This is a genomic window from Nocardioides sp. F233 (assembly GCF_057813895.1).
On sequence record NZ_JBVASH010000001.1, the window covers coordinates 1,011,528 to 1,034,514 of the forward strand.

The window sequence follows — 22,987 nt, forward strand, 5'->3', positions numbered from 1 at the left end:
CTTGAGCCGCCCTCGTGCGGGCGGCGCGTCAGACCCAGCGCGAGAACCAGATCCGGTCCAGCCACTCGCTGTGGGTCAGCATCTGGTTGGTCCAGATCGGCCAGAACCAGGCGAAGTTCACCAGGGTCAGCACGACGAACGCCCCGCTCACCACGACGCCGGCGGTACGCCGGGCCGAGGGTGCGCGCGACGGTCCGATCAGGGTCCCGATGGTGAGGGTGATCGCGATGATCGTGAACGGCAGGATCGCGATCGCGTAGAAGAGGAAGATCGGCCGGTCGTCGTACATCATCCACGGCAGCCAGGTGGACAGCGCGCCCACGACTGCCAGCCCGTAGCGCCAGTCCCGGGCGCCGATCCACATCACCACGGCGAACATCAGCGCCAGCACGCCGCCCCACCACAGCACCGGCGTCGGCAGCAGCAGCACCTGCTTGATGCAGTTGCTGTCCGCGGGGGCGTCGCATCCGGGCGCGTCGGGGGAGATGTCGTTGGTGACGGCCACGCCGACCGGGCGGTTGATGAGCAGCCAGCTCGACGGCTTGGACTCGTAGAAGTGGGTCGAGCAGTTCAGGAAGTGCGTGTGGAACGTGTAGACGTCCTGGTGGTAGTACCAGAGCGAGCGCAGCGACTGCCACACCTCGCCCAGCCCGCTCGCGTCCTTCTCGCTCGCGGTCGGCCACTTCTTCGACGGGTCGAGGTTGTCGGCGACGTAGTGCTCGTCGTCGGAGTCGGTGTCCTTCGCGCAGTGTCCCTGGCCGGTGTACTGCCGGTACTGCGTGGAGCTGAGGTGCTCCTCGTACTCCTTCGCGTGTGCCAGCCAGCCGCCCCACGTGGCGATGTAGACCAGCAGCGCCACCACGACCAGCGAGAGGAAGGCGGGGATGCCGTCGGCGATCGCCCCCTTGGGCAGCGCCCAGCGGATGCCGAGCGAGCGGCGGGCACCGGCGCTCCAGAGCCAGCACAGCACGCCGAGCGCCGCGAGGGGGTATGCCGCGGTCCACTTGGTGCCGAGCGCGAGGCCGAAGCACACGCCGGCGGCCAGCAGCCAGGGCCGGAACAGGATCCGCGGCCCCCAGCCGGTGAGCGCCACGCCTTCCTCCGTGCGACGCGCGCGCTTCGCCAGCTTCGCGCGGTGCCAGTCGCGGTCGGCCACCAGGCACGAGACCGCGCACAGCAGGAACAGCGCGAGGAAGATGTCGAGCAGCGCCAGCCGGGAGAGCACGAAGTGCAGGCCGTCGAGCATGAGCAGGGTGCCGGCGACGCAGCCGAGCATGGTGGAGCCGGTCATCCGTCGTACGAGCCGGCACATGACCAGCACCATCAGCGCGCCCGCGACGGCCGACGCGATCCGCCAGCCGAACGGGTCCATCCCGAACGCCTTCTCGCCCAGCGCGATCAGCCACTTGCCGACGTCGGGGTGCACCGCGAGCGACGGGTCGCCGGTCCACACGTGCTGCGTGTGCCCGGCGAGGATGTCGGCGTTGATGTCGGTCTTGGTGTTGCCGTCGACGTCGGTCAGGTAGGTCTCGATGTAGCCGTTGTTGAGCAGCGACCACGCGTCCTTGGCGTAGTACGTCTCGTCGAAGGCGAACCGGTGCGGGTTGCCGAGGCCGACGAGCCGCAGTCCGAACGCCAGCAGCGTCAGGGCGATCGGGCCGAGCCAGCCGACCAGCCGCTGCCGCGTGGACAGGCGCCGGATCGGGCTCACCGCGCGCTCCACCGCCAGCGGCACCCGGCGGCCGAGCGCGGTGCGGGAGAGGCCGACGACGGTCACGGGGGGCAACCCTACGTGGCGCCGCCGAAGCTCATCGAGTAGCCCGAGCCCCTGGGCGATCTGTCGTGAGGGACGAGCGAAGATGTATCGAGATGCTTCGCCGACGTCTCGATACGCCGCCTCCGCTCCTTCGTCGCTGCGGCGGCTACTCGACGACCTCGGTGGGTCTGCAAGGATCGTGACGTGACTGGAGTCCTGGTGCTGGCGGGTACGCCGATCGGCCAGGTCGGCGACGCGCCGCCCCGGCTAGCGGAGGAGCTGGCCGCCGCCGACGTCGTCGCCGCCGAGGACACCCGCCGGCTGCGCCGGCTGGTCACCGACCTCGGCATCGAGCTGTCCGGACGGGTCGTGTCGTACTTCGAGGGCAACGAGGCCGCCCGGACCCCGATGCTGGTCGAGGCCCTCGAGAACGGCGAGCGGGTCGTCCTGGTGACCGACGCCGGCATGCCCAGCGTCTCCGACCCGGGCTACCGGCTGGTGGCCGCGGCCGTCGAGGCGGGCGTGCGGGTGACCGCCGTACCCGGTCCGTCCGCGGTGCTCACCGCGCTCGCCGTCTCCGGCCTGCCCGTCGACCGGTTCTGCTTCGAGGGCTTCCTGCCGCGCAAGGCGGGGGAGCGCTCGCGCCGGCTCGCCGACCTCGCGGCCGAGCAGCGCACGATGGTGTTCTTCGAGGCACCGCACCGCACGCAGGCCGCGCTGGAGGCGATGCGCGACGCGTTCGGCGCCGACCGGGCCGCGGCCGTGTGCCGCGAGCTGACCAAGACCCACGAGGAGGTACGCCGCGACGGGCTCGCCGCTCTTGTCGAGTGGGCCGCCGAGGGCGTGCGTGGCGAGGTCACCATCGTCGTCACCGGTGCCACCCCCGGCGCCGGCATCGCGACCGACCCCGACAGCCTGCGGGCCGCGGTCGCCGACCTCGAGGAGTCCGGCATGCGACGCAAGGAGGCCATCGCCGTGGTGGCCGGGCAGGCTGGACTCCCCAAACGAGACGTCTACCAGGTGGTGCACATCGATGGCTGAGCTGACGACCCTGACCCGCGACGGACTGGTCTTCGACGTCCTCGACGAGGGCCCGCGCGACGGCGAGGTCGTCGTCCTGCTGCACGGCTTCCCCGAGCGCTCGACGTCCTGGCGGTTCGTCGCCCCGCTGCTGAACGAGGCGGGCTACCGCACCGTCGCGATGGACCAGCGCGGCTACTCCCGCGGCGCCCGGCCGCGGCGCCGGCGCGACTACCGCGGCAGCGAGCTGATGGCCGACGTCCTCGCGCTGGTCGACGCCGCTGCCGGCCCGACGGGCACGGCGCACGTCGTCGGCCACGACTGGGGCGCGATCCCGGCCTGGCTGCTGGCCGCCCACCACCCCGACCGGGTCGCGTCGCTGACCGCGGTCTCCGTGCCCCACCCGCAGGCGTTCCTCACCGCGATGCTGCGTTCGAACCAGCTGCTGAAGTCCTGGTACATGCTGGCCTTCCAGCTCCCGCGCCTTCCCGAGCTGGTGCTCAGTCGGACGGGCGACGTCGGTGCGCGACAGCTGCGCTCGGCCGGGTTCACCGCCGATGACGTGGCCCGGTTCCGCGCCGAGATCGCCGCCGACGGCGCGCTGCCGACCGCGCTCAACTGGTACCGCGCCCTGCCACTGGGCGACCCGCGCCTGATGCGTCGCCGGGTCAGCGTCCCGACCACGATGGTGTGGAGCGACCAGGACGTCGCGCTCGCCCGCTGGGGTGCCGAGCACGCCGGCGACTGGGTCGACGCCCCGTTCCGCTTCGTGCCGCTGGAGGGCGTGTCCCACTGGATCCCCACCCAGGCGCCCGAGGCGCTCGCCGAGGCGATCCTCGACCGGGTTCGCTCCGCGGAGGCTGCCGCGTCGTGAGCGACGAGCGCCCGCCCGTCCCGGAGCCGCTGCCGCACCCGGTCGTCGACAACCACTGCCACCTCGACATCGGCCGTGGCGCCGAGGCCTGGGACGCTCGGGAGGCGATCGACGCGGCGGTGGCGGTCGGCGTACGACGGATCGTGCAGATCGGTTGCGACCTGCCCGGTGCCCGCTGGGCGGTCGCCGCCGCGGCCGAGCACCCGGAGCTGGTGGCCGGTGTCGCGCTGCACCCCAACGAGGCGCCCCGGATCCTCGCCGACGGCGGACGGGCCGCGCTCGAGGCCGCGTGGGACGAGATCGAGCAGCTCGCCGGCGCCCACCCGAAGGTACGCGCGGTGGGGGAGACGGGCCTCGACGCGTTCCGGACCGGCGACGACGGACGGGCCGTGCAGGTCGAGTCCTTCCGTCGGCACATCGACATCGCCAAGCGCCTCGACAAGACGCTGGTCATCCACGACCGCGAGACCCACGACGAGGTGCTCGAGGTGATCGACAGCGAGGGCGCGCCCGAGCGGTGGGTGATGCACTGCTTCTCCGGCGATGCTGCCTTCGCCCGCGCCTGCCTGGACCGCGGTGCGCACCTCTCCTTCGCCGGCACGGTGACCTTCAAGAACGCCGAGGCGCTGCGCGAGGCGCTGCGGATCACGCCCCGCGACCGGGTGCTGGTCGAGACCGACGCGCCGTACCTCACGCCTGCGCCGCACCGGGGGCGCACCAATGCGTCGTACCTCGTCCCGTTGACGGTGCGCCTCATGGCGGCCGAGCGCGGCGAGGACCTGGGTGAGCTGTGCGCAGCGATCGACGCCAACACCGAGGCCGCGTTCGGCGGCAGCTGGTAGCGCCGGGTCAGAGCCCCAGCGCCGCCTGCAGCTGCAGGACGTCCGAGCGGATGGCCATCAGGCGCGCAGGCGCCTGCGCCTCCCTCATCCGGCCGTCGGACACCCGGTCGAGCGCCACCTTCCGGTGGAGCGGGTGCAGCAGTCGGGCGGTCATCTCGTACGCCGTGCGCAGCAGGGCTCCGTCAGCGCCGGACGCGACGGCCCGCAGCGCGTCGACCATGCCGGCGGGGAAGTGCCACTGGGCCAGTGCCTCGGCGGTCAGCTGGGGCGAGCAGATCCCGTAGCGGTCGGCCTCGGCCCGGAACCGCTCGACCCCGAGCGCGGTCGAGTCGAGCAGGTCGGCGTACCCGTCGGGATCCGTCTGGTGCAGGAGTGCGGCGCCGAGCTGGGCCAGCAGGCCCAGGCTGAGGGCGTCCGCCGTGGTCACCTGGAACCGCGGTCCCAGCGCGCCGGCGGCAGCGGCCAGGTGCACCGACGTGGTCCAGAAGTCGTCGGGGAGGTGCTGCGCCTCGTCGATGCCGGCGAGCGCCACCGTGGCGACCGAGCGCACGGTGTTGAACCCGACGACGGTGACGGCGAGCTGCAGGCTCGTCACCCGGCCGGACAGCCCGAAGTAGGCGGAGTTGGCCAGCTTCATCACCCGGGCCGCGAGCGCCATGTCGGCGCCGAGGACGGCCGCGAGGTCGGCGGCGCCCGCGCTGTCGCTGTTGCAGGTGGCGACGATCCGGGCCGCGACCGGTCGCTGCGAGGACAGCTGGTCCAGTCCGTCGAGGACCTCGTCGATGTCGAGGACCGTGCGCGTCACAGCAGGGCCCCCTGGGTCAGGGGGAAGGTGGTTCGGCACCACTCCACGAACGAGGGCTCGGGCAGGGGCGGGCTGATCGCGAAGCCCTGCATCACGCGGCACTGCATCTCGGTGAGCATCGCCTGCTGGACCGCCGTCTCCACGCCCTCGGCGACCACGCCGATCCCGAGGTTGCGGGCCAGGCTGATGACGGCCTGCGCCACGGCGGTGTGTCCGTCCTCGAGCTCGGCGACGAACGAGCGGTCCACCTTGAGGTAGCTGACGGGCAGGCGCTGCAGGTAGGCCAGCGACGAGTAGCCGGTGCCGAAGTCGTCGATCGCGACCTGTACGCCGTGCTCGCGCATCTCGAGCAGGATCGTGGAAGCGGTGTCCGGATCCAGCATCAGGGCGGACTCGGTGATCTCCACGCACAGCTGCTCGGGACGCAGCCCGCAGCGGCGCAGGGTCTGCTGGACGGTCTGGACCAGCAGGTTGTCGCTCATCTGCAACGCCGACAGGTTCACGTTGACACGTGCCGGCGCGAGCGGGCCGAGCTGCACCCGCCATGCCGTCAGGGCTCGACAGGCGGTCTCCAGCACCAGCTCGCTGAGCTCGCGCACCAGGCCGTGCTCCTCGGCGAGCCGTACGAAGGTGTCGGCGGGAACCGATCCGCGGCGGGGGTGCTGCCAACGGGCCAGGGCCTCGGCCGACACCAGCCGCGGGCGGTGGTCGCCGTACTCCACGATCGGTTGGTAGTGGAGGGTGATCTGGCGTTCCTCGATCGCCTGGCGGAGGTCCGCCACCAGGGTCAGGGTGTCGTGGGCGGCGCTGCGTGCGCTCTCGTCGAGCACCATGATCCGGCCCTTGCCACGGGACTTGGCCTGGTACATCGCGATGTCGCAGTCCCGGATCAGGTCGTCTGCGCTGTGGTGGTCCGGTCCGCGCAGCACGACCCCGATGGAGCCACGGGGACGGATCTCCACGCCGTTGAGCACGACCGGCTCGGAGAGCACCCGCAGGATCCGGTCGGCCACGTCGATCGCCCCGTCCAGGCTGGCGGTCGCGCAGGCGACGACGAACTCGTCGCCGCCGAAGCGCGCCACCAGATCGCCCGGACGGACCGCACCGGCGAGCCGGTGGGCGACCTCGACGAGGAGCGCGTCGCCCGCGGTGTGGCCGAGGCTGTCGTTGACGACCTTGAAGTTGTCGAGGTCGAGGAACATGCAGGCGAGCCCCGCGTCGGGCGTGGCCATCGCCGCGTTGACGTGCTCCCACAGCCGGGACCGGCGCGGAAGCCCGGTCAAGGAATCGTGCGTGGCCTGGTGGTTGAGCTGGTCCTCGAAGGCCCGCCGCTCGGTGATGTCCTCCAGCGTCGCGACGAACCCGTCGCCCAGGCCCGGGGTCCGCAACGGCGTGAACCTCATGTCGGTGTGGCGGACGTCCCGCCTGCTGTTGAGGAAGCGTGCCTGGAGCTCCCGCTCCTCGCCGGCGAGCACCGCCACGACGGTGGCGGCGATCCGTTCGAGGTCCTCGTGGTGCACGTAGGCCATCCACCCGGTGCCGATCAGCTTGTCCGCGGTGACACCCAGGAGCGCGCACAGGGCGTCGTTGACGTGCCCGAGGCGCATGCCCTGCTCCGACATCAGGGTCGGCACCGGCGAGCGCTCCGCCAGCACCTTGAACCGTTGCTCGTGCGCGTCCGCCGAAGCGCGCAGCGCCAGCTCCAGCTCGGACTGCGCCGGGTCGACCCGCAGCGCCCACAGGCGACCGCCCGGTGCCGGCGTCGAACGGACCCGGCATGCGACGTTCTCCCCGACGGCGGTCCGCAGCGTCACCTGGGTGGTCGTGGGCCGCTCCCGGCGGAACATCGCGGCGAGCGACTCGCCGTCGGGTGAGGTCATGTGGTCGCGCAGCGGCTCACCCTGCAGGTCCGACCCCGCGAGCCCCAGGAGCTCGGTGGCTCCCGAGTTGCTCCACCGCACCGCCGGCTCCCCGACCGCGGACAGCTCGACCACCAGCAGGGCAGTGCCGGGGTCGGCGGCAGCGGCGTGCAGCACGGCAGCGACGACGTCGCCGGGGGCGCTGGTGGGCATCGGGTCCTCCTCCCGGACTGTCCGGACGTCCGCCCCATCGGCGGGCGGCGGCCCGACCTGACGGACAGGAGCGGGGAAGCTGTGCTCGGGGCAGCGCGGCTTGTGACGCGTGGGACGGATGTGGCGCTGCCGCCGTGACGCCGCTCACCGTGCCCCGCTGGAAGAGCCCTCGCCAAGTTGCCAATCGCGCCGAGCCTTTGTTCTCGTGGATGACTGACGGCCGGGATCGGGAAGCAGTTCCTCGACCAGCTCACCACCGATCCGACCGCCACCGCAGCCGCCCCGCGCAGCTGCAACGGGGGGTTGGATCCGAGCTGGTCGCTCGAGGCCCGGGCAGTACGACGTTCGGAGAATCGTGCGACTTGCGCACCCCACCCTCGCCCAGCTCGGCAACGGCCAGGCCCTGAAGGAGACCCTCCTTCGCGTGGCCCACAGCCGCAAGGCACTCACGGTCACCATCGCCGCCGTTCTCCTGGCGGTCTCCGCGGTGACCTGGGGCTACTCCTCGATGACCACCGAGGTCCGGCTGTCGATCGACGGCAAGGAGCGCACCGTCTCCACGATGGGTGACACCGTCGGCGACGTGCTGCGCGACGAGGGCATCAAGGTGTCCGACCGCGACGTCGTCCAGCCCAGCCTCGACTCGTCCGTCGAGGCGGGCGACCGGATCGCCGTCCTGTTCGGCCGTCCGGTCGAGCTGACCGTCGACGGCGTCACCAGCACCCACTGGGTGACAGCGACCGACGTCGAGGGCGCGCTGAGCGAGATCGGTGTCGTGTACGCCGACAGCCGGCTCTCCACCAGCCGTGGCGCCGACATCGACCGCGGTGGCGCGGAGATCGACGTCGTCACCCCCAAGAAGCTCACCTTCGCCCTCGCCGGCCAGCCGCCGGTCACCCGCGAGGTGCCCGCGCTGACCGTCGAGGACGCGCTGGCCGAGGTCGGCATCGAGCTCGACGAGCTCGACAAGGTGCAGCCCGCCCGCGGCACGGAGCTCACCGACGGCGACAAGATCGTGTTCACCGACATCGAGAAGCGCGAGCGCTCGGTGACCGGCGAGGCCGTGGCCGCGCCGGTGCAGAAGGTCTCCGACGACTCGCTGTACCAGGGCCAGACCAAGGTCGTCACCGAGGGCGTCCCCGGCACCCGCGACGTCACCTACAAGGTGACCGTGCGCAACGGCAAGGTCGTGCGCCGCGTCGTCCTCACCGCCACCGTCACCGCCGAGCCGACCCCCGAGGTCGTCAAGGTCGGCACCAAGCCGGTCATCGAGTCCGGCAACACCGTGTGGGACCGCCTCGCCCAGTGCGAGGCCGGCGGCAACTGGCACATCAACACCGGCAACGGCTACTACGGCGGCCTCCAGTTCAACGTCGGCACCTGGCGCGCCAACGGTGGCTCCGGCTACCCGCACCAGGCCTCCCGCGAGGAGCAGATCCGGATCGCGACCCGGGTCCGCGACGCTTCCGGCGGGTACGGCGCCTGGCCGGCCTGCGCCGCGAAGCTCGGCCTGCCCCGGTAGACCGATAGCCTGACCCCATGCCTGAAACCTCCGCGCCGCGGCTGCTGGGCCCGGCGGAGGTTCGGGAGCTCGCAGGTCGACTGGGCGTGCGCCCGACCAAGCAGCGCGGCCAGAACTTCGTCATCGACGCCAACACGGTGCGCCGGATCGTCCGCGAGTCCGGCGTCACCGACGGCGAGGTCGTCGTCGAGGTCGGTCCCGGCCTCGGGTCGCTGACCCTGGCGCTGCTCGAGGTCGGTGCCGAGGTGACCGCCGTCGAGATCGACCCGTTGCTCGCCGACGAGCTGCCGACGACGATCCGGACCTTCGCGCCCGACCAGGCCGAGCGGCTCCGGGTGGTGCTCGCCGACGCGCTGAACGTCACCGAGATCCCCGGGCCGCCGCCGCAGGCACTGGTCGCCAACCTGCCCTACAACGTCTCGGTGCCGGTGCTGCTGCACCTGATGGCGCTGCTGCCTTCCCTCCAGCACGGCCTGGTCATGGTGCAGTCCGAGGTCGCCGACCGCCTGGCCGCGCCCCCGGGATCGAAGACGTACGGCATCCCCTCGGCGAAGGCGGCCTGGTTCGCCGACGTACGCCGGGCCGGGGCGATCGGCCGCAACGTCTTCTGGCCGGCGCCCAACGTCGACTCCGGCCTGGTCGCCTGGACCCACCACGCGCCGCCGACCGACGAGGTCACGCGGGAGCAGGTGTTCGCGGTGATCGACGCCGCTTTCGCCCACCGGCGCAAGGCGCTGCGCGGTGCGTTGCGCACCCTCGCCGGTGGCGCCGAGCAGGCGGAAGCCGCGCTGCAGGCGGTGGGCATCGACCCGCTGACCCGCGGCGAGGCACTCGGGATCGACGAGTTCGTGGCGATCACGGTCGCCCTCCACGCCGACGGCCCGAAGGGCGATCAATGACGCAAGTGACGGTCCGGGCTCCCGCCAAGATCAACCTCCACCTCGGAGTCGGCGGGCTGCGGCCGGACGGCAAGCACGCCCTCGCGACGGTCTACCAGGCGGTCGGGCTGTACGACGACGTCACCGTCGTCGAGGCCGACGACTGGGCCGTCGGGCTGACCGAGCCGGTCGACGGCGTACCCCTCGACGAGGACAACATCGCCATCCGCGCCGGCCGCGCCCTCACCGCGCACCACGGCCTGGAGACGGCCGCCCGGATCACCATCGCCAAGGGCATCCCCGTCATGGGCGGCATGGCCGGCGGCTCGGCCGACGCCGCCGCGACCCTGCTCGCGCTGGACCGGCTCTGGGACCTGCAGACCTCCGACGAGGACCTGCTCAGCATCGCCGGGACCCTCGGCAGCGATGTACCCTTCGCGCTGCTCGGCGGCACCGCCCTCGGCACCGGCCACGGCGAGATCGTCACTCCCGTCGCCGACACCAGCTCCGTGTGGTGGGTCGTCGTGTTGTCCGACGAGGGCCTCTCCACGCCTGCCGTCTACGGCCACTTCGACGAGCTCTCGCCCGACGCACCCGCCGAGCCGCCGATCCCGGAGGCCCTGATCGGCGCGCTCGCCGGCGGCTGCCCCCAGGAGATCGGCGACCTGCTCGCCAACGACCTCTGGCCGGCCGCCCGCGACCTGCGGCCCGACCTGGTCGACGTCGAGGTCCAGCTGCGCAGCATGGCGCCCGACGGCGTCCTGCTCTCCGGCTCCGGCCCGACGTTGCTGATGCTGCACGAGGACGTCGAGGAGGCGCGGACCACCGTCGCCGAGCTCACCGCCCAGGGCCACCGCTGCACCCTCGCCCCCGGTCCGGTCGCCGGCGCCCACGTGGTGACCTATGCCTGAGCCGCGGTCACTCCTCAACCTCGAGCGGGTCTCCAAGTCGTACGGCATCCGCCCGCTCCTCACCGACGTCTCCCTCGGCATCGGTGCCGGTGAGCGAATCGGCATCGTCGGCCGCAACGGCGACGGCAAGACCACGCTGCTGCGGATCATGACCGGCACCGAGGAGCCCGACGAGGGCCGGGTCTCCCGCCAGCGCGGCCTGCTGGTCGGCGTCCTGTCCCAGCAGGACGACTTCGACGACACCCACACCGTGCGTGAGGTCGTGCTCCAGGGCATGGCCGACCACGAGTGGGCCGCCGACTCGCGGCTGCGCGAGATCGTCGACGTGCTCCTCGCCGGCGTCGACCTCGACCGTGCCGTCCACGGCCTGTCCGGCGGCGAGCGCCGCCGCTGCGCCCTGGCCGGCCTGCTGCTCGGCGACCACGACCTGATCGTGCTCGACGAGCCCACCAACCACCTCGACGTCGAGGCCGTCGCCTGGCTCGCCGCGCACCTCGCAACCCGCTCGTCGGCGCTCGTCGTGGTCACCCACGACCGGTGGTTCCTCGACGCCGTGTGCCAGCAGACCTGGGAGGTCCACGACGGCGTCGTCGATCTCTACGAGGGTGGGTACGCCGCCTTCGTCCTCGCCAAGGCCGAGCGCCAGCGCCAGGCCGCCTCCTCCGAGCAGCGCCGGCAGAACCTGGTCCGCAAGGAGCTCGCCTGGCTGCGTCGCGGCGCCCCCGCGCGTACCTCCAAGCCGAAGTTCCGCATCGACGCCGCCAACGCCCTGATCGAGGACGTCCCCCCGCCCCGCGACCGGCTCGAGCTGCAGAAGTTCGCCACCCAGCGGCTCGGCAAGGACGTCATCGACGTCGAGGACGTCGACTTCTCCCGCGGCACCCGCCAGCTGCTCTCGCACGCCACCTGGCGCCTCGGCCCCGGCGACCGGATCGGCCTGGTCGGCGTCAACGGCGCCGGCAAGACCTCGGTCCTCTCCCTGCTCTCCGGTGAGGCATCGCCCTCGGTCGGCAAGGTGCGCCACGGTCGTACCGTCGCCCTCCAGCACCTCTCCCAGGACGTCGAGTTCGACGACCCCGAGGCCCGCGTCCTCGCCACCGTCGAGTCGATCCGCCGGGTCACCCGGACCGCCGACGGCGAGATCTCCGCGACCTCGATGCTCGAACGCTTCGGGTTCACCGGCGACCGGCTCACCGCCCGGATCGGCGACCTCTCCGGAGGTGAGCGCCGCCGCTTCCAGCTGCTCCGGTTGCTGCTCACCGAGCCGAACGTGCTGCTCCTCGACGAGCCCACCAACGACCTCGACATCGAGACCCTCAACGTCCTCGAGGACTTCCTCGACGGCTGGCCCGGCACCCTCGTCGTCGTCTCCCACGACCGGTACTTCCTCGAGCGGGTCACCGACTCCGTCTGGGCCCTCCTCGGCGACGGTCAGATCTCGATGCTGCCGCGCGGCGTCGACGAGTACCTCGAGCGGCGCGCCCAGGCGATGCACCTCGACCCCACCCCGTCGCTGTCCGCGCCCGCGCCGACCCCGTCGCCGTCCGCTCCCGCCTCGCCTGCGGCGTCGTCCGCTGCCTCGGTCGCGCCCAAGGCCAAGGCCGGCTCGGCCGAGGAGCGGGCCGCGAAGAAGACCGTCGCCCGCCTCGACAAGGTCCTCGAGCGCCTCTCCGCCCGCGAGGCCGAGCTCACCGCCGACCTCGCCGCGAACGCGACGAACCCCGAGAAGCTGACCGCGATCGGGATCGAGCTCACCGCGCTCCAGGAGGAGAAGGAGGCGGCCGAGCTGGAATGGCTCGAGGCCGCCGAGCTGCTCGAGTGAGCCGAGCCGGCGCCGCCCGCAGGCGACGCCGCCGCTGCCCTGAGCGGACGTGGCCGCCTCAGCCGCCTCAGCCCCGTCAGCCGGCGTCAGCCTGCGAACGGCACGAGCAACCGCCGGAGCAGTCCCGCCAGGTCCGCCTGGTCGTCGGCCGAGAGCCCGGTCAGCAGCTCCCGCTCGGCGTCGAGCAGCGCGGCGAAGGCGCCGTCGACGGCGTCCTTGCCGTCCGGCGTGAGCCGGACCAGTACGCCGCGGCGGTCCGTAGGGTCGGGGTGCCGCTCGACCAGGCCGCGGGTGGTGAGCCGGTCCACGCGGTTGGTCATGGTCCCGCTGGTCACGAGTGTCTCGCGCAGCAGTCGGCCGGGGGAGAGCTCGTACGGCTCGCCTGCGCGCCGCAGCGCCGCCAGCACGTCGAACTCCCACGACTCGATGTCGTGCGTCGTGAACGCGTGCCGCCGGGCCCGGTCGACGTGGTGGGCCAGCCGGGAGATCCGGCTGAACACGGACACCGGGCCGAGGTCGAGGTCGCTGCGCTCGCGCGCCCAGGCCTCGATCAGCTCGTCCACCTCGTCCCGCATGCCCTCACCATATCTCACCGGTCGAGAATCTTGATATCAAGATAAATCGAGCGTAGGGTCGGCCCCGTGGAAACCCGCACTGCTGACCTCGGCCCGGTCACCCTCACCAGCCTGGTCTGGGGTGACCTCGACGACCGGGGCCGACCGCTGGCCGTCCTCCTGCACGGCTTCCCGGACACTGCCCACACCTGGCGGCACCTCGGCCCGGCGCTCGCCGGCGCCGGCTACCGTGTCCTCGCCCCCTTCACCCGCGGCTACGCCCCCAGCGGACTCCCCACCGACGGCAGCTACCACGTCCCTGCCCTCATGCACGACGCCCTCGCGCTGCACCGGGCCCACGGCGGCGACGACCGCGCGGTGCTCGTCGGGCACGACTGGGGCGCCCTCACCGCCAACGGCATCGCGGCCTCGCCGGCCAACCCGTTCGGCGCGATCGTGTCGCTGTCCGTCCCTCCTCTCTCCGTGATGAACCCACGCCGCGACGACCTCGCCCGCTGGCTGCGCATCCTGCCGCGCCAGGCCGGACTGAGCTGGTACACGCTCTTCAACCAGCTGCCCCGGCTGCCCGAGCAGCGCTTCGACGCCCTCGTCGCCCACCTGTGGCGACGCTGGTCGCCCGGTCACGACGCGACCGAGGACCTGGCGCACCTGGCGGCCGCCGTACCCGACGAGGCCCACAAGGCGGCCGCGATCGGCTACTACCGCGCCCAGCGGCGGCTGCGCCAGACCCCGGCGCGGTACCAGTCGCTGGCGCACGACTGGACCCGCGAACCCCGGGTGCCGCTGCTGTACCTGCACGGAGCCGACGACGGCTGCCTCGACGTGCGTTGGGCCGGGCGGATCGGCGACCGCCTGCCGGCCGGCAGTCGCGTTGCCGTCATCGACGGCGCCGGGCACTTCCTGCAGCTCGAACGTCCGGACGTGGTCAACGCCCGCATCCTCGATCACCTACATGTTGGAGCGCGCCCATGACGCAGCCGAGCGTGGCCTGGGACCCCGACCGCTACCTGACCTACGCGGACGAGCGCGGGCGCCCGTTCCTCGACCTCGTCGGTCGGGTCGCAGCCGTCGATCCCCACGTCGTGGTGGACCTCGGTTGTGGACCTGGCAATTTCACCTCCCTTCTCGCTGATCGCTGGCCGGCGGCGGCGATCACCGGTGTCGATTCCAGTGACGCCATGATTCGCGCCGCCTCCGACACTTCGGCCGCAGAGCGCGTGTCTTTCCACAGGGCCGACCTGCGCGACTGGTTGGCGGCCGCCGAACCCGAGGGCGTCGACGTCCTCGTCTCCAACGCGACCCTCCAGTGGCTGCCCGAGCACCTCGACCTCATGCCGGCGCTCGTGGGCGCCGTGAAGCTCGGCGGCTGGCTTGCCTTCCAGGTCCCCGGCAACCACGACGAGCCCAGCCACACGCTGCGCGCCGAGCTCGCCGCCGAGCCGACCTACGCCGCCCACACGGCGGGCGTGGCCGCTCCGCACGCCCACCGCGCGGAGACCTACCTGCGCGCGCTCCAGGCGCTCGGTTGCGAGGTGGACGCGTGGGAGACGACCTACCTCCACGTGCTCCACGGCGAGGACCCGGTCTTCACTTGGGTGTCGGGGACCGGTGCCCGGCCGACGCTGCAGGCGCTTCCCGACGACCTGCGCGCCCGGTTCGAGGACGAGCTCAAGGCGCGACTGCGCACGGCGTACCCGGACGACGGCCACGGCGTCGTGCTGCCGTTCCGCCGGATCTTCGTGGTCGCCCGCACCTCGGCCTGACGAACTGGAAAAGGCAGCCGCCGGGATTCCCCTCCCTCCGGGGAACCCCGGCGACTGTTGCTCCCACCGTGGTTGTGGCTCGTGCGCCGAGGCGACTGCAGTCCCTGTCCGGGTCGTCGAGCCCGCAGCACCCCCCAGATGCTTCGGACCCCCGTCGTCCCACCCCGCCCCCCAGCCGGATCGGATCGACGCTGCAGCCGCCTCGGCAGCTCATGGGGCGGCGCGGCCGCCCGGGTACCGGGACCGCTGGGGCGCGGGATGCGTCCGCGGCCGGCCGGCGGCTCCGTGGTGCTGGTCGCGGCACAGGTCGACGACAGTCGCGACGACCGCTGCCTGCGTCGGGCCGACCCGGTGCGCGAAGTCGATGATCCGGTTCGCGTACGACGACCAGGGGTCCGCGATGATCATCGCGAGGTGGTGGCGCCACTCGTTGATGGTTCCGTTGGCCACGATGTCGACGAACTCCTCGACGGAGTCGAGCGTCGGCACGGTCCAGGCCCGGTCGATGCCCTGGACCAGCAGGGCGTGCGCCGCGCGCAGGCGCGTGTCGTCGAAGGCCTCGCCGAGCGCAGGGGGCCGCGGGGCGGTCCCGAGGCGCCGCCCGACGCGGGGGGCGAGCATCCGGTGCATCGCGGCGGTGGTCAGCGGGAGCCGGGAGTCGGTCTCGAGTGCGGTGCCGTAGCGGTGCTGGAGCCGCGCGAGCCGGACGTGCCCCAGCTCGTCGGCGAGCGCGGTCAGGGCGGTGTGGTCCTCGAGCCCGCCGAACAGGGCGAGGCCGACCAGGTTCGCCGTGGCGGCACACGCGGGGAGCGTGTGCGAGAGGTCGCGGTGCTCCTCGACGAGCGCGATCAGCCGGGCCCAGACGTCGTGGTCCTCGCTCGGCACGCCGTGCGTCCGGGCGAGAGTGTCGTCGATGACGTCGAGGAACAGCTCCTCGTGCGGGACGCCGAACGTACGACGTACCCGCACCCGCGCCTGCAGGACAGCGGCGCGCCGCGCGAGCGAGCGCGGGCCCAGCGGGACGACCGGCGGCAGCGGACGGGTGCCGCGCACGGTCGTCGAGCGCGTCGTACTCATCTCTCTCCGATCGGTCCGTGCGGTTCCCCGGCGGGGCTGTCACCGAACTGGACGGAGCGAGAACCGGAACATCACGCGGTTTTCCCGGCGAGTTAGAAAGTTTTCCGATTCGGTGCATCATCGGAGTCGTTCGCTCGTTGGGCAGGGCGTCGCGGACACTTCCGCGGCGTTCGACCGCGGGCAGACAGGCACAGGAACCATGGCGGAGGAACGGATGGGCGAGGACACGTCCCGCACCCCGGAGGAGGAGCTCCTCGAGCGGGTGCGCTCCGGCGACACCGCTGCGTTCGAGGTGCTGTACCGCGACCACGTCGATGGTGCCCGCCACCTCGCCCGGATCCTGGTGGGCACCGACGCTGCCGAGGAGCTCGTCGCCGAGTCGTTCTCGCGCGTCCTCGGGCAGCTGAGCGCAGGCGGTGGCCCGACCTCGAGCTTCCGCTCCTACCTCCACGTCACCATCCGCAACGGCTACCGCGACGGCCTGCGCTCGCAGCGCGAGTCCGTCGCCTCCGACCAGCCGTGGCTCTTCGAGCAGGCCGAGACCGCCGAGGTCACCCCGGAGGAGGCCGTCGAGGGGCTCGACGAGACGGTCGCCGTCGACGCGCTCGCCACGCTCCCCGAGAGCTGGCGGACGGTGCTCTGGCACGTCGAGGTCGAGGGCCGCAAGCCGGCCGAGGTCGCCACCTTGATGGACCTCAAGCCGCGCGCCGTCTCCTCCCTCGCGCACCGCGCCCGCGAGGGCCTCAAGCGCGCCTACCTCGACCTGCACGCCGGCCCCGAGCCGGCCCGCGAGCAGTGCCGCTGGGTCCACCACCGGATGAGCCAGTACGCCCGCGGCGACCTCGGCACCCGTGCCGAGCAGAAGTTCGGCGCCCACCTCGACGGCTGTGCCTCCTGCCAGAGCGCCTTCCTGGTCGTCGACCGGGTCAACCAGAAGCTCGCCGTCCACGTGCTGCCGATCGTGCTGCTCGCCGTACCTGCCGGCGGCAAGGGCCTGCTCTGGCTGGCCGGGGGTACGGCGGCCGGCGGCGCCGCTGCCGGCGCAGCCACGCCCGGCACGACCACCGGCACGACCACCGGTGGCACCACCGGGGGCGCGGGTGGTGCTTCCGGTGGCGCATCGGGCGTCAGCGGTCCCGCGGTGGCGGTCGCCGCCGCGGTCGCCGTGGCCGCGGTCGCGGCCGGTGCCTTCGCGGCGCTCGGCGGCGACGACAAGCCCGATCGCGCGCCGACGGCCTCGCGTCCCGTGGTTGTTGCGACGCCGAGCGACGCCCCCGTCGACCCGGCTGACCCGCCCGCTGCCCAGCCCACGCCGAGCGACCCGGCTCCGACGCCGCCGGCCGCCACGACCCCGACGGCCGCGGCCACGCCGCAGCCCGGGAAGCCGGTACCGACCGACGCGCCCACCCCGAAGCCCGCGGCCTCGCCGGCCGCGGCCGGCAACCCTCCGCCTGCCGCGCCCGCCAGCGCCCCCGGTGCCCCGCCGGCAACCACGCCGAGCACCACGCCGACCGACGCACCGCCGACCACCCAGCCGAAGCCGACCGAGTGCGGCGACCGCCGGATCTGCGCCGGTCCGATCACGATCACCCTGCCGGGCGACGGCCAGCGCGGCGTGACGATCGACATCGACCTGCCCGGGCTGCCGATCAAGCTCGGGGCCGGCCGCGACGGTGTGATCGTGGGCACGAAGCACTGACGACACTCGCCCCGGAGGTTACCGGCGAGTAATCTTGGGTCCATGACCCAGGTCCACAGCCTCTGGAAGACCACGACGAACCTCCCCGTGGTGGGCGGCACCCTCGGTAAGCGCGTCTTCTCGATCGCGTTCAGCCAGAAGGCGCCGTACTTCGCCACGATCCACCCGCGGGTGACCGAGCTGCGCCCCAACTACGCGTCGGTCGTCATCCCGAAGCGCCGCAGCGTGCAGAACCACATCGGCACCGTCCACGCGATCGCGCTCTGCAACGGCCTCGAGATGGCGATGGGGGGCCTCGCCGAGGCCACGATCCCCAGCACCAAGCGCTGGATCCCCAAGGGCATGACCGTGAGCTACACGGCCAAGGCCACCGGCGACGTCACCTGCATCGCCGAGACCGACCAGGAGCAGTGGGACACCGCCGAGGGCGACCTGCCCGTGCGGGTCCGCGGCGAGCTCGCCGACGGCACCGTCGTCATCGACGGCACCATCAACCTCTGGGTGACCAGCAAGAAGTGAGGTCGCGCGCTGGGCGTGCGGTCAGAAGATGTCCGGCAGCACGCTCAGCGCCAGCCCCACGAGCAGCGCGAGCACGGCGAGCAGCGCCGCCCGGCGCTGGGCCTTCGACGAAGCCGCCCGCTCGGTGTCCGTCAGCGGGTCGAGGCCGCGCTCGGCGCGCCACGCCGTCTCCTCGGCGTCCCACTGCGCCGCGGGCGTGGCGCCCCGCAGCACCGCGCCCAGACCGAGCAGCAGCAGCGTGAACGCGCCGCCCGCGACGGTCAGCACGGTCAGGATCGCCGAGACGCCACGGGTGTCGGTGCCGAACATCAGCCCGGCGCCCATGCCGACCGAGGCGAGCAGCGCGAGGATGCTGAGGACGCTGCCGATGACCTCGTTGTTGCGGGCGACGAAGCCTGGGGGAGCGGTGTCAGCCATGCCCCGACCCTAACCAGACGCCGGGAGACGGCCCTGAGGGATTCGGGTCGGCACCGTGGTCCGCCGTACCCTAGAGCGGTCATGAGCGCCACCGCAGAACAGCCGAGGACCTACGAGGTCCGCACCTACGGGTGCCAGATGAACGTCCACGACTCCGAGCGCCTCTCGGGTCTCCTCGAGGACGCCGGCTACCTCGCGGCGCCCGAGGGCGAGCAGGCCGACGTGGTCGTGTTCAACACTTGCGCGGTGCGCGAGAACGCCGACAACCGGCTCTACGGCAACCTCGGCCACCTGGCGCCGGTCAAGGCGAAGCGGCCCGGCATGCAGATCGCCGTCGGCGGCTGCATGGCGCAGAAGGACCGCGACACCGTCGTGAAGAAGGCGCCGTGGGTCGACGTCGTGTTCGGCACCCACAACATCGGCTCCCTGCCGGCGCTGCTCGACCGTGCGCGCAGCCAGCAGGAGGCGCAGGTCGAGATCCTCGAGTCGCTCGACGTGTTCCCCTCGACGCTGCCGACCAAGCGCGAGTCGGCGTACGCCGCGTGGGTGTCGGTCAGCGTCGGCTGCAACAACACCTGCACGTTCTGCATCGTCCCGAGCCTGCGCGGCAAGGAGAAGGACCGCCGTCCCGGCGAGATCCTCGCCGAGATCGAGGCTCTGGTCGCCGAGGGCGTCTCCGAGATCACGCTGCTGGGCCAGAACGTCAACGCGTACGGCGTCGAGTTCGGCGACCGGCAGGCGTTCTCCAAGCTGCTGCGGGCGTGCGGCGAGATCGAGGGCCTGGAGCGGGTCAGGTTCACCAGCCCGCACCCGGCCGAGTTCACCGACGACGTCATCGAGGCGATGGCCGAGACGCCGAACGTGATGCCGAGCCTGCACATGCCGCTCCAGTCCGGCTCCTCGAAGGTCCTCAAGGACATGCGCCGGTCCTACCGGCAGGAGAGGTTCCTCGGGATCATCGAGCGGGTCCGCGCCGCGCTGCCCGATGCCGCGATCACCACCGACATCATCGTCGGCTTCCCCGGCGAGACCGAGGAGGACTTCCAGGAGACCCTCAAGGTCGTCCGGGAGGCCCGGTTCTCCGGGGCGTTCACCTTCCAGTACTCCAAGCGCCCCGGCACCCCGGCCGCCACCCTGCCCGACCAGGTGGACCAGGCCGACGTCACGGACCGCTACAACCGCCTCGTCGAGCTCGTCAACGAGATCACCTGGGACGAGAACAAGCGGCTGGTCGGGCGTGAGCTCGAGCTGATGGTCGCCGAGGGCGAGGGCCGCAAGGACGCCGAGACGCACCGGCTGTCCGGTCGTGCGCCCGACAACCGGCTGGTCCACTTCGAGGCCGACTTCTCGCAGGTCGACGGTGAGCCGCGGCCCGGTGACATGGTCACCGTCGTCGTCACGTACGCCGCCCCGCACCACCTCGTCGCCGACGGTCCGGTCCGCGCGCTGCGTCGTACCCGCTCGGGTGACGCGTGGGAGCGCCGCACCTCCGAGCCGGTCGCGCCCCAGGGCGTCGGACTCGGCATGCCGTCGATCGGCGTCCCGGCGCCCCTGCCGGACGCGCCCGTCTGCGGCTGAACCGTGCCGGCTGACGCTCCCACCATCGTCGCGACCTCGGGCGGGGTCGTGCCCGGCGCACGCACGAAGTGGTCCGTCGGCCCGCTGACGTCGTACGCCGTCGACCTGGCCGGAGTCGAGGGCCGGGCGCCGCGCGTGTGCTTCCTCGCCACGGCCTGCGGCGACGCGCCGGCCGTCGTGCGCGACTTCTACGACATGGCGCAGGATGCGGGCTTCCACGGCAACCACCTGTCGCTGTTCGCCATGCCCAATGTCGACGACATCCGTGAGCACCTGCTCTCCCAGGACGTGATCTGGGTCTGGGGCGGCAGCGTCGCCGGGCTGCTGGCGATGTGGGAGCTGCACGGCGTCGGCAAGGTGATGCGCGAGGCGTGGGAGGCCGGCGTCGTGCTGACCGGCGTCTCCGCTGGCTCGATCTGTTGGCACAGCGGCGGCACCACCGACTCGTTCGGGCCGGACCTGCGGCCGATCACCAACGGGATCGGCCTGGTGCCGTGGTCCAACGGGGTGCACTACGACTCCGAGGAGCAGCGGCGCCCGCTGTTCCAGCAGCTGATCGCCGACGGCGCGCTACCGGCGGGCTACGCCACCGACGACGGTGTCGGCCTGCACTACCGCGGCACCGAGCTGGTCGAGGCGCTGACCGAGCAAGCCGGCAAGGCGGCGTACTTCGTCGAGCGGGGCACCGACGGCACGGCCGTCGAGACCCGGCTGGAGACCCGGCTGCTGCCCTAGAACCCGTGGTGGCTCAGCGCCGGCAGCTCGCCGGTGCGCAGCCCGGCGAGGACGACCGCCTCGTGCGGCACCAGCGGCTCGGGGAGTGCGGACAGCGGGAACCAGCGCAGGTCCGCGCACTTGGCGGGCTCGACGATGCGCGGCTCGCCGATCCAGGCGCGGGCGGTGAAGAAGAAGTCGATCCGCTCGTCGATCGGCAGGTCGTGGGCGGTGCGCTGCATCGCCGTCACGAAGGTGAGGTCGAGGTCGTCGACCGCGATCTCCTCGAGCGCCTCGCGTCGGGCGGCGACCTCGGCGGTCTCGCCCCGCTCGACGTGCCCGGCCGCGGCGGCGGCCCAGAAGCCGTCCATGTAGCCGGTGTTCTGCCTCAGTTGCAGGAGCACCTCGGTGCCCGCACCGCCACCCGAGACGATCTCCCGCAGGAGGAAGACGTAGGAGGCGGGGACCACGGCGAACCGGGTCTTCCCGGTCGCAGGGTCCGTGACGGTCACCGAGGTGCTCGCTTCTGCCGGCGGTGGCCGGTCAGCTGATGTCGTCGTTCTGGCCGTCGAGCGAGTCGAGGGCGTCCTTGGCCTTGTCGGCGCCGAGGTCGATCTTGTCGTCGAACTTGCCGCCGGTCTTGTCGGAGGCGAAGTCGGCGGCCTTGTCCACCGCGTCGCCGATCTTGTCGCCCTGGCTGTCGACCGCGTCGGTCAGCTTGTCCTTGGCGTCATCGAGAAAGCCCACGAGAAACCCCCTGGTGTCAGTTCGACGGCCCGACCTGGGCCACCGCGGTCACCTTAGAGGATCAAGGCGAAGGCGGGGTGTCGCCAGCGGGCGGCTGCGCGCCGTCGTCACCGTCGCCTTCCAGCTTGCCGAGCGCGTCCTTGGCCTTGCCGGTCGCGCCCTCGATCTTGTCGTGGTACTTCCCGCCGGTCTTGTCGTCCACGAAGCCCGCCGCCTTGTCGAGGCCGGACTCGATCTTGTCGCCGTGCTTGTCGACCGCCTCACCGACCTTCTCGGTGACGGTGTCCTTGGCGCCCTTCAGCTTGTCCATGAATCCCATTGATGTCTCCTTGCGTTCCGGCCTGCTGCCCGGCCCCGAGTCGGCCGCTGGATGGGGGTCATTGCCACACTAATCCCATGCCGGGAACGTCCACCACGCCTCCGATCGTCGCGATCGTCGGGCCGACGGCCAGCGGCAAGACGTCGCTGTCGCTCGACCTGGCCCAGGCGCTGGGCGGCGAGGTGGTCAACACCGATGCGATGCAGGTCTACCGCGGCATGGACATCGGTACGGCGAAGCTGTCCCTCGCCGAGCGCCGCGGGATCCCGCACCACCTCCTCGACACCCTCGACGTCCGCGACCCGGCCACGGTCGCGGAGTTCCAGGGCTGGGCCCGCTCCGCGATCGCCTCGCTGCGGGAGCGGGGCGCAACGCCCGTCCTGGTCGGCGGCTCCGCCCTCTACACGCGGGCGATCCTCGACCGCTTCGAGTTCCCCGGCACCGATGCCGTGGTCCGTGCCCGGCTCGAGGCCGAGCTCGCCGAGGTCGGCAGCCCGGCCCTGCACGCCCGCCTGCGCGAGCTCGACCCGGTCGCGGCCGAGCGGATCGAGGTCGAGAACGGCCGCCGCGTCGTCCGCGCCCTCGAGGTCATCGAGATCACCGGTGCCCCGTTCAGTGCGAACCTCCCCGTCCAGGAGTACGTCGACCCGCACACCGTCCAGCTCGGCGTCACCATCGACCGCGAGGTCCTCGACGAGCGGATCGCCGTACGCGTGCGGCAGATGTTCGACGACGGCCTGCTCGACGAGGTCTCCCGCCTCCTCGACGAGGGCCTCACCGAGGGCCGCACCGCCGCGCTCGCCATCGGCTACCGGCAGGCGATCGCGGTCCTCGCCGGCGAGATGAGCGTCGAGGAGGCGATCGAGAGGACGTCGGTCGCGACCCGGCAGTTCGCCCGCCGTCAGCTCGCGTGGTGGCGCAACGACCGCCGCATCACCTGGCTGCAGTACGACGACCGCGAGCGCGTCTCGAAGGCGCTCGCCCTCATCCGGGCCGCGTGACCCGTCGGCGGCCCGAGGATCGACCCGGGCACGGCGTCTGAGCGGTGACCAGCCGGGACTCGATGAACCCGGGCAG

23 protein-coding genes are annotated in these 22,987 nt (G+C 72.4%); 14 read left to right on the top strand and 9 right to left on the bottom strand.

Annotated elements, in window-relative coordinates:
- Nucleotides 1-28: 28 nt before the first annotated feature.
- A complete protein-coding gene (locus ACZYRU_RS04850) occupies nt 29-1,777 on the bottom strand; it encodes a dolichyl-phosphate-mannose--protein mannosyltransferase (RefSeq protein ID WP_488955947.1) in 1,749 nt (582 codons plus the stop codon).
- 183 nt (nt 1,778-1,960) lie between these two features.
- On the opposite strand from ACZYRU_RS04850, the gene rsmI reads away from it, so the two are divergent.
- From rsmI to ACZYRU_RS04865, 3 genes are read left to right on the top strand one after another with little or no spacing between them, the layout of a single operon-like run.
- Nucleotides 1,961-2,797: a 16S rRNA (cytidine(1402)-2'-O)-methyltransferase gene (gene rsmI, locus ACZYRU_RS04855; RefSeq protein WP_488955948.1), complete on the top strand. Its 837-nt coding sequence runs from the start codon at nt 1,961-1,963 to the stop codon at nt 2,795-2,797.
- Entirely contained in the window at nt 2,790-3,650 is an 861-nt protein-coding gene (locus ACZYRU_RS04860; protein ID WP_488955949.1) for an alpha/beta fold hydrolase, read from the top strand. The genes rsmI and ACZYRU_RS04860 overlap by 8 nt, the downstream gene beginning before the upstream one ends.
- Nucleotides 3,647-4,492 (top strand): TatD family hydrolase, encoded by an 846-nt coding sequence (locus tag ACZYRU_RS04865; protein WP_488955950.1) that lies wholly within the window; start codon nt 3,647-3,649, stop codon nt 4,490-4,492. The genes ACZYRU_RS04860 and ACZYRU_RS04865 overlap by 4 nt, the downstream gene beginning before the upstream one ends.
- A 7-nt stretch (nt 4,493-4,499) precedes the next feature.
- Here the strand turns inward: ACZYRU_RS04865 and ACZYRU_RS04870 are convergent, their stop codons facing one another.
- Both ACZYRU_RS04870 and ACZYRU_RS04875 read right to left on the bottom strand, forming a co-directional pair.
- Nucleotides 4,500-5,297 carry an HDOD domain-containing protein gene (locus ACZYRU_RS04870; protein WP_488955951.1) on the bottom strand — a complete coding sequence of 266 codons (798 nt, stop codon included), beginning with the start codon at nt 5,295-5,297 and terminating at the stop codon, nt 4,500-4,502.
- Nucleotides 5,294-7,369 carry a putative bifunctional diguanylate cyclase/phosphodiesterase gene (locus ACZYRU_RS04875; protein WP_488955952.1) on the bottom strand — a complete coding sequence of 692 codons (2,076 nt, stop codon included), beginning with the start codon at nt 7,367-7,369 and terminating at the stop codon, nt 5,294-5,296. The genes ACZYRU_RS04870 and ACZYRU_RS04875 overlap by 4 nt, the downstream gene beginning before the upstream one ends.
- A 355-nt stretch (nt 7,370-7,724) precedes the next feature.
- Here ACZYRU_RS04875 and ACZYRU_RS04880 point away from each other — a divergent pair, with 355 nt between their 5' ends.
- Genes ACZYRU_RS04880 through ACZYRU_RS04895 form a run of 4 tightly spaced genes read left to right on the top strand, consistent with a single transcriptional unit; the run spans nt 7,725 to nt 12,502 of the window.
- Complete coding sequence (locus ACZYRU_RS04880) at nt 7,725-8,891, top strand: resuscitation-promoting factor (protein ID WP_488955953.1); 1,167 nt, start codon at nt 7,725-7,727, stop codon at nt 8,889-8,891.
- A gap of 17 nt (nt 8,892-8,908) precedes the next feature.
- Nucleotides 8,909-9,790, top strand: a complete 882-nt coding sequence (gene rsmA, locus ACZYRU_RS04885; RefSeq protein WP_488955954.1) for a 16S rRNA (adenine(1518)-N(6)/adenine(1519)-N(6))-dimethyltransferase RsmA — start codon at nt 8,909-8,911, stop codon at nt 9,788-9,790.
- The gene (locus ACZYRU_RS04890; protein WP_488955955.1) at nt 9,787-10,680 is read left to right on the top strand and encodes a 4-(cytidine 5'-diphospho)-2-C-methyl-D-erythritol kinase; all 894 of its coding nucleotides are present in this window, start codon (nt 9,787-9,789) and stop codon (nt 10,678-10,680) included. The genes rsmA and ACZYRU_RS04890 overlap by 4 nt, the downstream gene beginning before the upstream one ends.
- Nucleotides 10,673-12,502 (top strand): ABC-F family ATP-binding cassette domain-containing protein, encoded by a 1,830-nt coding sequence (locus ACZYRU_RS04895; protein ID WP_488955956.1) that lies wholly within the window; start codon nt 10,673-10,675, stop codon nt 12,500-12,502. Before ACZYRU_RS04890 ends, ACZYRU_RS04895 begins: the two co-directional genes overlap by 8 nt.
- Before the next feature lie 86 nt (nt 12,503-12,588).
- Here the strand turns inward: ACZYRU_RS04895 and ACZYRU_RS04900 are convergent, their stop codons facing one another.
- Nucleotides 12,589-13,077, bottom strand: a complete 489-nt coding sequence (locus ACZYRU_RS04900) for a MarR family winged helix-turn-helix transcriptional regulator (protein ID WP_488955957.1) — start codon at nt 13,075-13,077, stop codon at nt 12,589-12,591.
- 66 nt (nt 13,078-13,143) lie between these two features.
- Here ACZYRU_RS04900 and ACZYRU_RS04905 point away from each other — a divergent pair, with 66 nt between their 5' ends.
- Entirely contained in the window at nt 13,144-14,049 is a 906-nt protein-coding gene (locus ACZYRU_RS04905; protein ID WP_488955958.1) for an alpha/beta fold hydrolase, read from the top strand.
- A complete protein-coding gene (locus ACZYRU_RS04910) occupies nt 14,046-14,840 on the top strand; it encodes a methyltransferase domain-containing protein (protein WP_488955959.1) in 795 nt (264 codons plus the stop codon). The genes ACZYRU_RS04905 and ACZYRU_RS04910 overlap by 4 nt, the downstream gene beginning before the upstream one ends.
- 210 nt (nt 14,841-15,050) lie before the next feature.
- Here ACZYRU_RS04910 and ACZYRU_RS04915 read toward each other — a convergent pair whose 3' ends face one another.
- Nucleotides 15,051-15,917: a hypothetical protein gene (locus ACZYRU_RS04915; protein WP_488955960.1), complete on the bottom strand. Its 867-nt coding sequence runs from the start codon at nt 15,915-15,917 to the stop codon at nt 15,051-15,053.
- 199 nt (nt 15,918-16,116) lie between these two features.
- Between ACZYRU_RS04915 and ACZYRU_RS04920 the strand changes: the two genes are divergently transcribed.
- Together ACZYRU_RS04920 and ACZYRU_RS04925 are read left to right on the top strand one after the other, a co-directional pair.
- Nucleotides 16,117-17,616 carry a sigma-70 family RNA polymerase sigma factor gene (locus tag ACZYRU_RS04920; RefSeq protein WP_488955961.1) on the top strand — a complete coding sequence of 500 codons (1,500 nt, stop codon included), beginning with the start codon at nt 16,117-16,119 and terminating at the stop codon, nt 17,614-17,616.
- Nucleotides 17,617-17,658: 42 nt separating this feature from the next.
- Nucleotides 17,659-18,135, top strand: a complete 477-nt coding sequence (locus ACZYRU_RS04925) for a hotdog fold domain-containing protein (RefSeq protein ID WP_488955962.1) — start codon at nt 17,659-17,661, stop codon at nt 18,133-18,135.
- 21 nt (nt 18,136-18,156) lie between these two features.
- Here ACZYRU_RS04925 and ACZYRU_RS04930 read toward each other — a convergent pair whose 3' ends face one another.
- Nucleotides 18,157-18,552, bottom strand: coding sequence for a hypothetical protein (locus ACZYRU_RS04930; protein ID WP_488955963.1), 396 nt, complete (start codon nt 18,550-18,552; stop codon nt 18,157-18,159).
- 81 nt (nt 18,553-18,633) lie between these two features.
- Between ACZYRU_RS04930 and miaB the strand changes: the two genes are divergently transcribed.
- Together miaB and ACZYRU_RS04940 are read left to right on the top strand one after the other, a co-directional pair.
- The gene (gene miaB / locus ACZYRU_RS04935) at nt 18,634-20,130 is read left to right on the top strand and encodes a tRNA (N6-isopentenyl adenosine(37)-C2)-methylthiotransferase MiaB (RefSeq protein ID WP_488955964.1); all 1,497 of its coding nucleotides are present in this window, start codon (nt 18,634-18,636) and stop codon (nt 20,128-20,130) included.
- A gap of 3 nt (nt 20,131-20,133) precedes the next feature.
- Nucleotides 20,134-20,865, top strand: coding sequence for a Type 1 glutamine amidotransferase-like domain-containing protein (locus ACZYRU_RS04940; RefSeq protein ID WP_488955965.1), 732 nt, complete (start codon nt 20,134-20,136; stop codon nt 20,863-20,865).
- On the opposite strand, the gene ACZYRU_RS04945 is transcribed toward ACZYRU_RS04940, so the two are convergent.
- The 3 genes from ACZYRU_RS04945 to ACZYRU_RS04955 form a co-directional block, all read right to left on the bottom strand.
- Nucleotides 20,862-21,356 (bottom strand): NUDIX hydrolase, encoded by a 495-nt coding sequence (locus tag ACZYRU_RS04945; protein ID WP_488955966.1) that lies wholly within the window; start codon nt 21,354-21,356, stop codon nt 20,862-20,864. The genes ACZYRU_RS04940 and ACZYRU_RS04945 overlap by 4 nt on opposite strands.
- 31 nt (nt 21,357-21,387) lie before the next feature.
- Nucleotides 21,388-21,591 carry an antitoxin gene (locus ACZYRU_RS04950; protein WP_488955967.1) on the bottom strand — a complete coding sequence of 68 codons (204 nt, stop codon included), beginning with the start codon at nt 21,589-21,591 and terminating at the stop codon, nt 21,388-21,390.
- Between the two features lie 61 nt (nt 21,592-21,652).
- On the bottom strand, nt 21,653-21,910 hold the full coding sequence (locus ACZYRU_RS04955; RefSeq protein WP_488955968.1) for an antitoxin: 258 nt from the start codon (nt 21,908-21,910) through the stop codon (nt 21,653-21,655).
- Nucleotides 21,911-21,987: 77 nt separating this feature from the next.
- Between ACZYRU_RS04955 and miaA the strand changes: the two genes are divergently transcribed.
- The gene (gene miaA / locus ACZYRU_RS04960) at nt 21,988-22,911 is read left to right on the top strand and encodes a tRNA (adenosine(37)-N6)-dimethylallyltransferase MiaA (RefSeq protein WP_488955969.1); all 924 of its coding nucleotides are present in this window, start codon (nt 21,988-21,990) and stop codon (nt 22,909-22,911) included.
- Nucleotides 22,912-22,987: the final 76 nt, after the last annotated feature.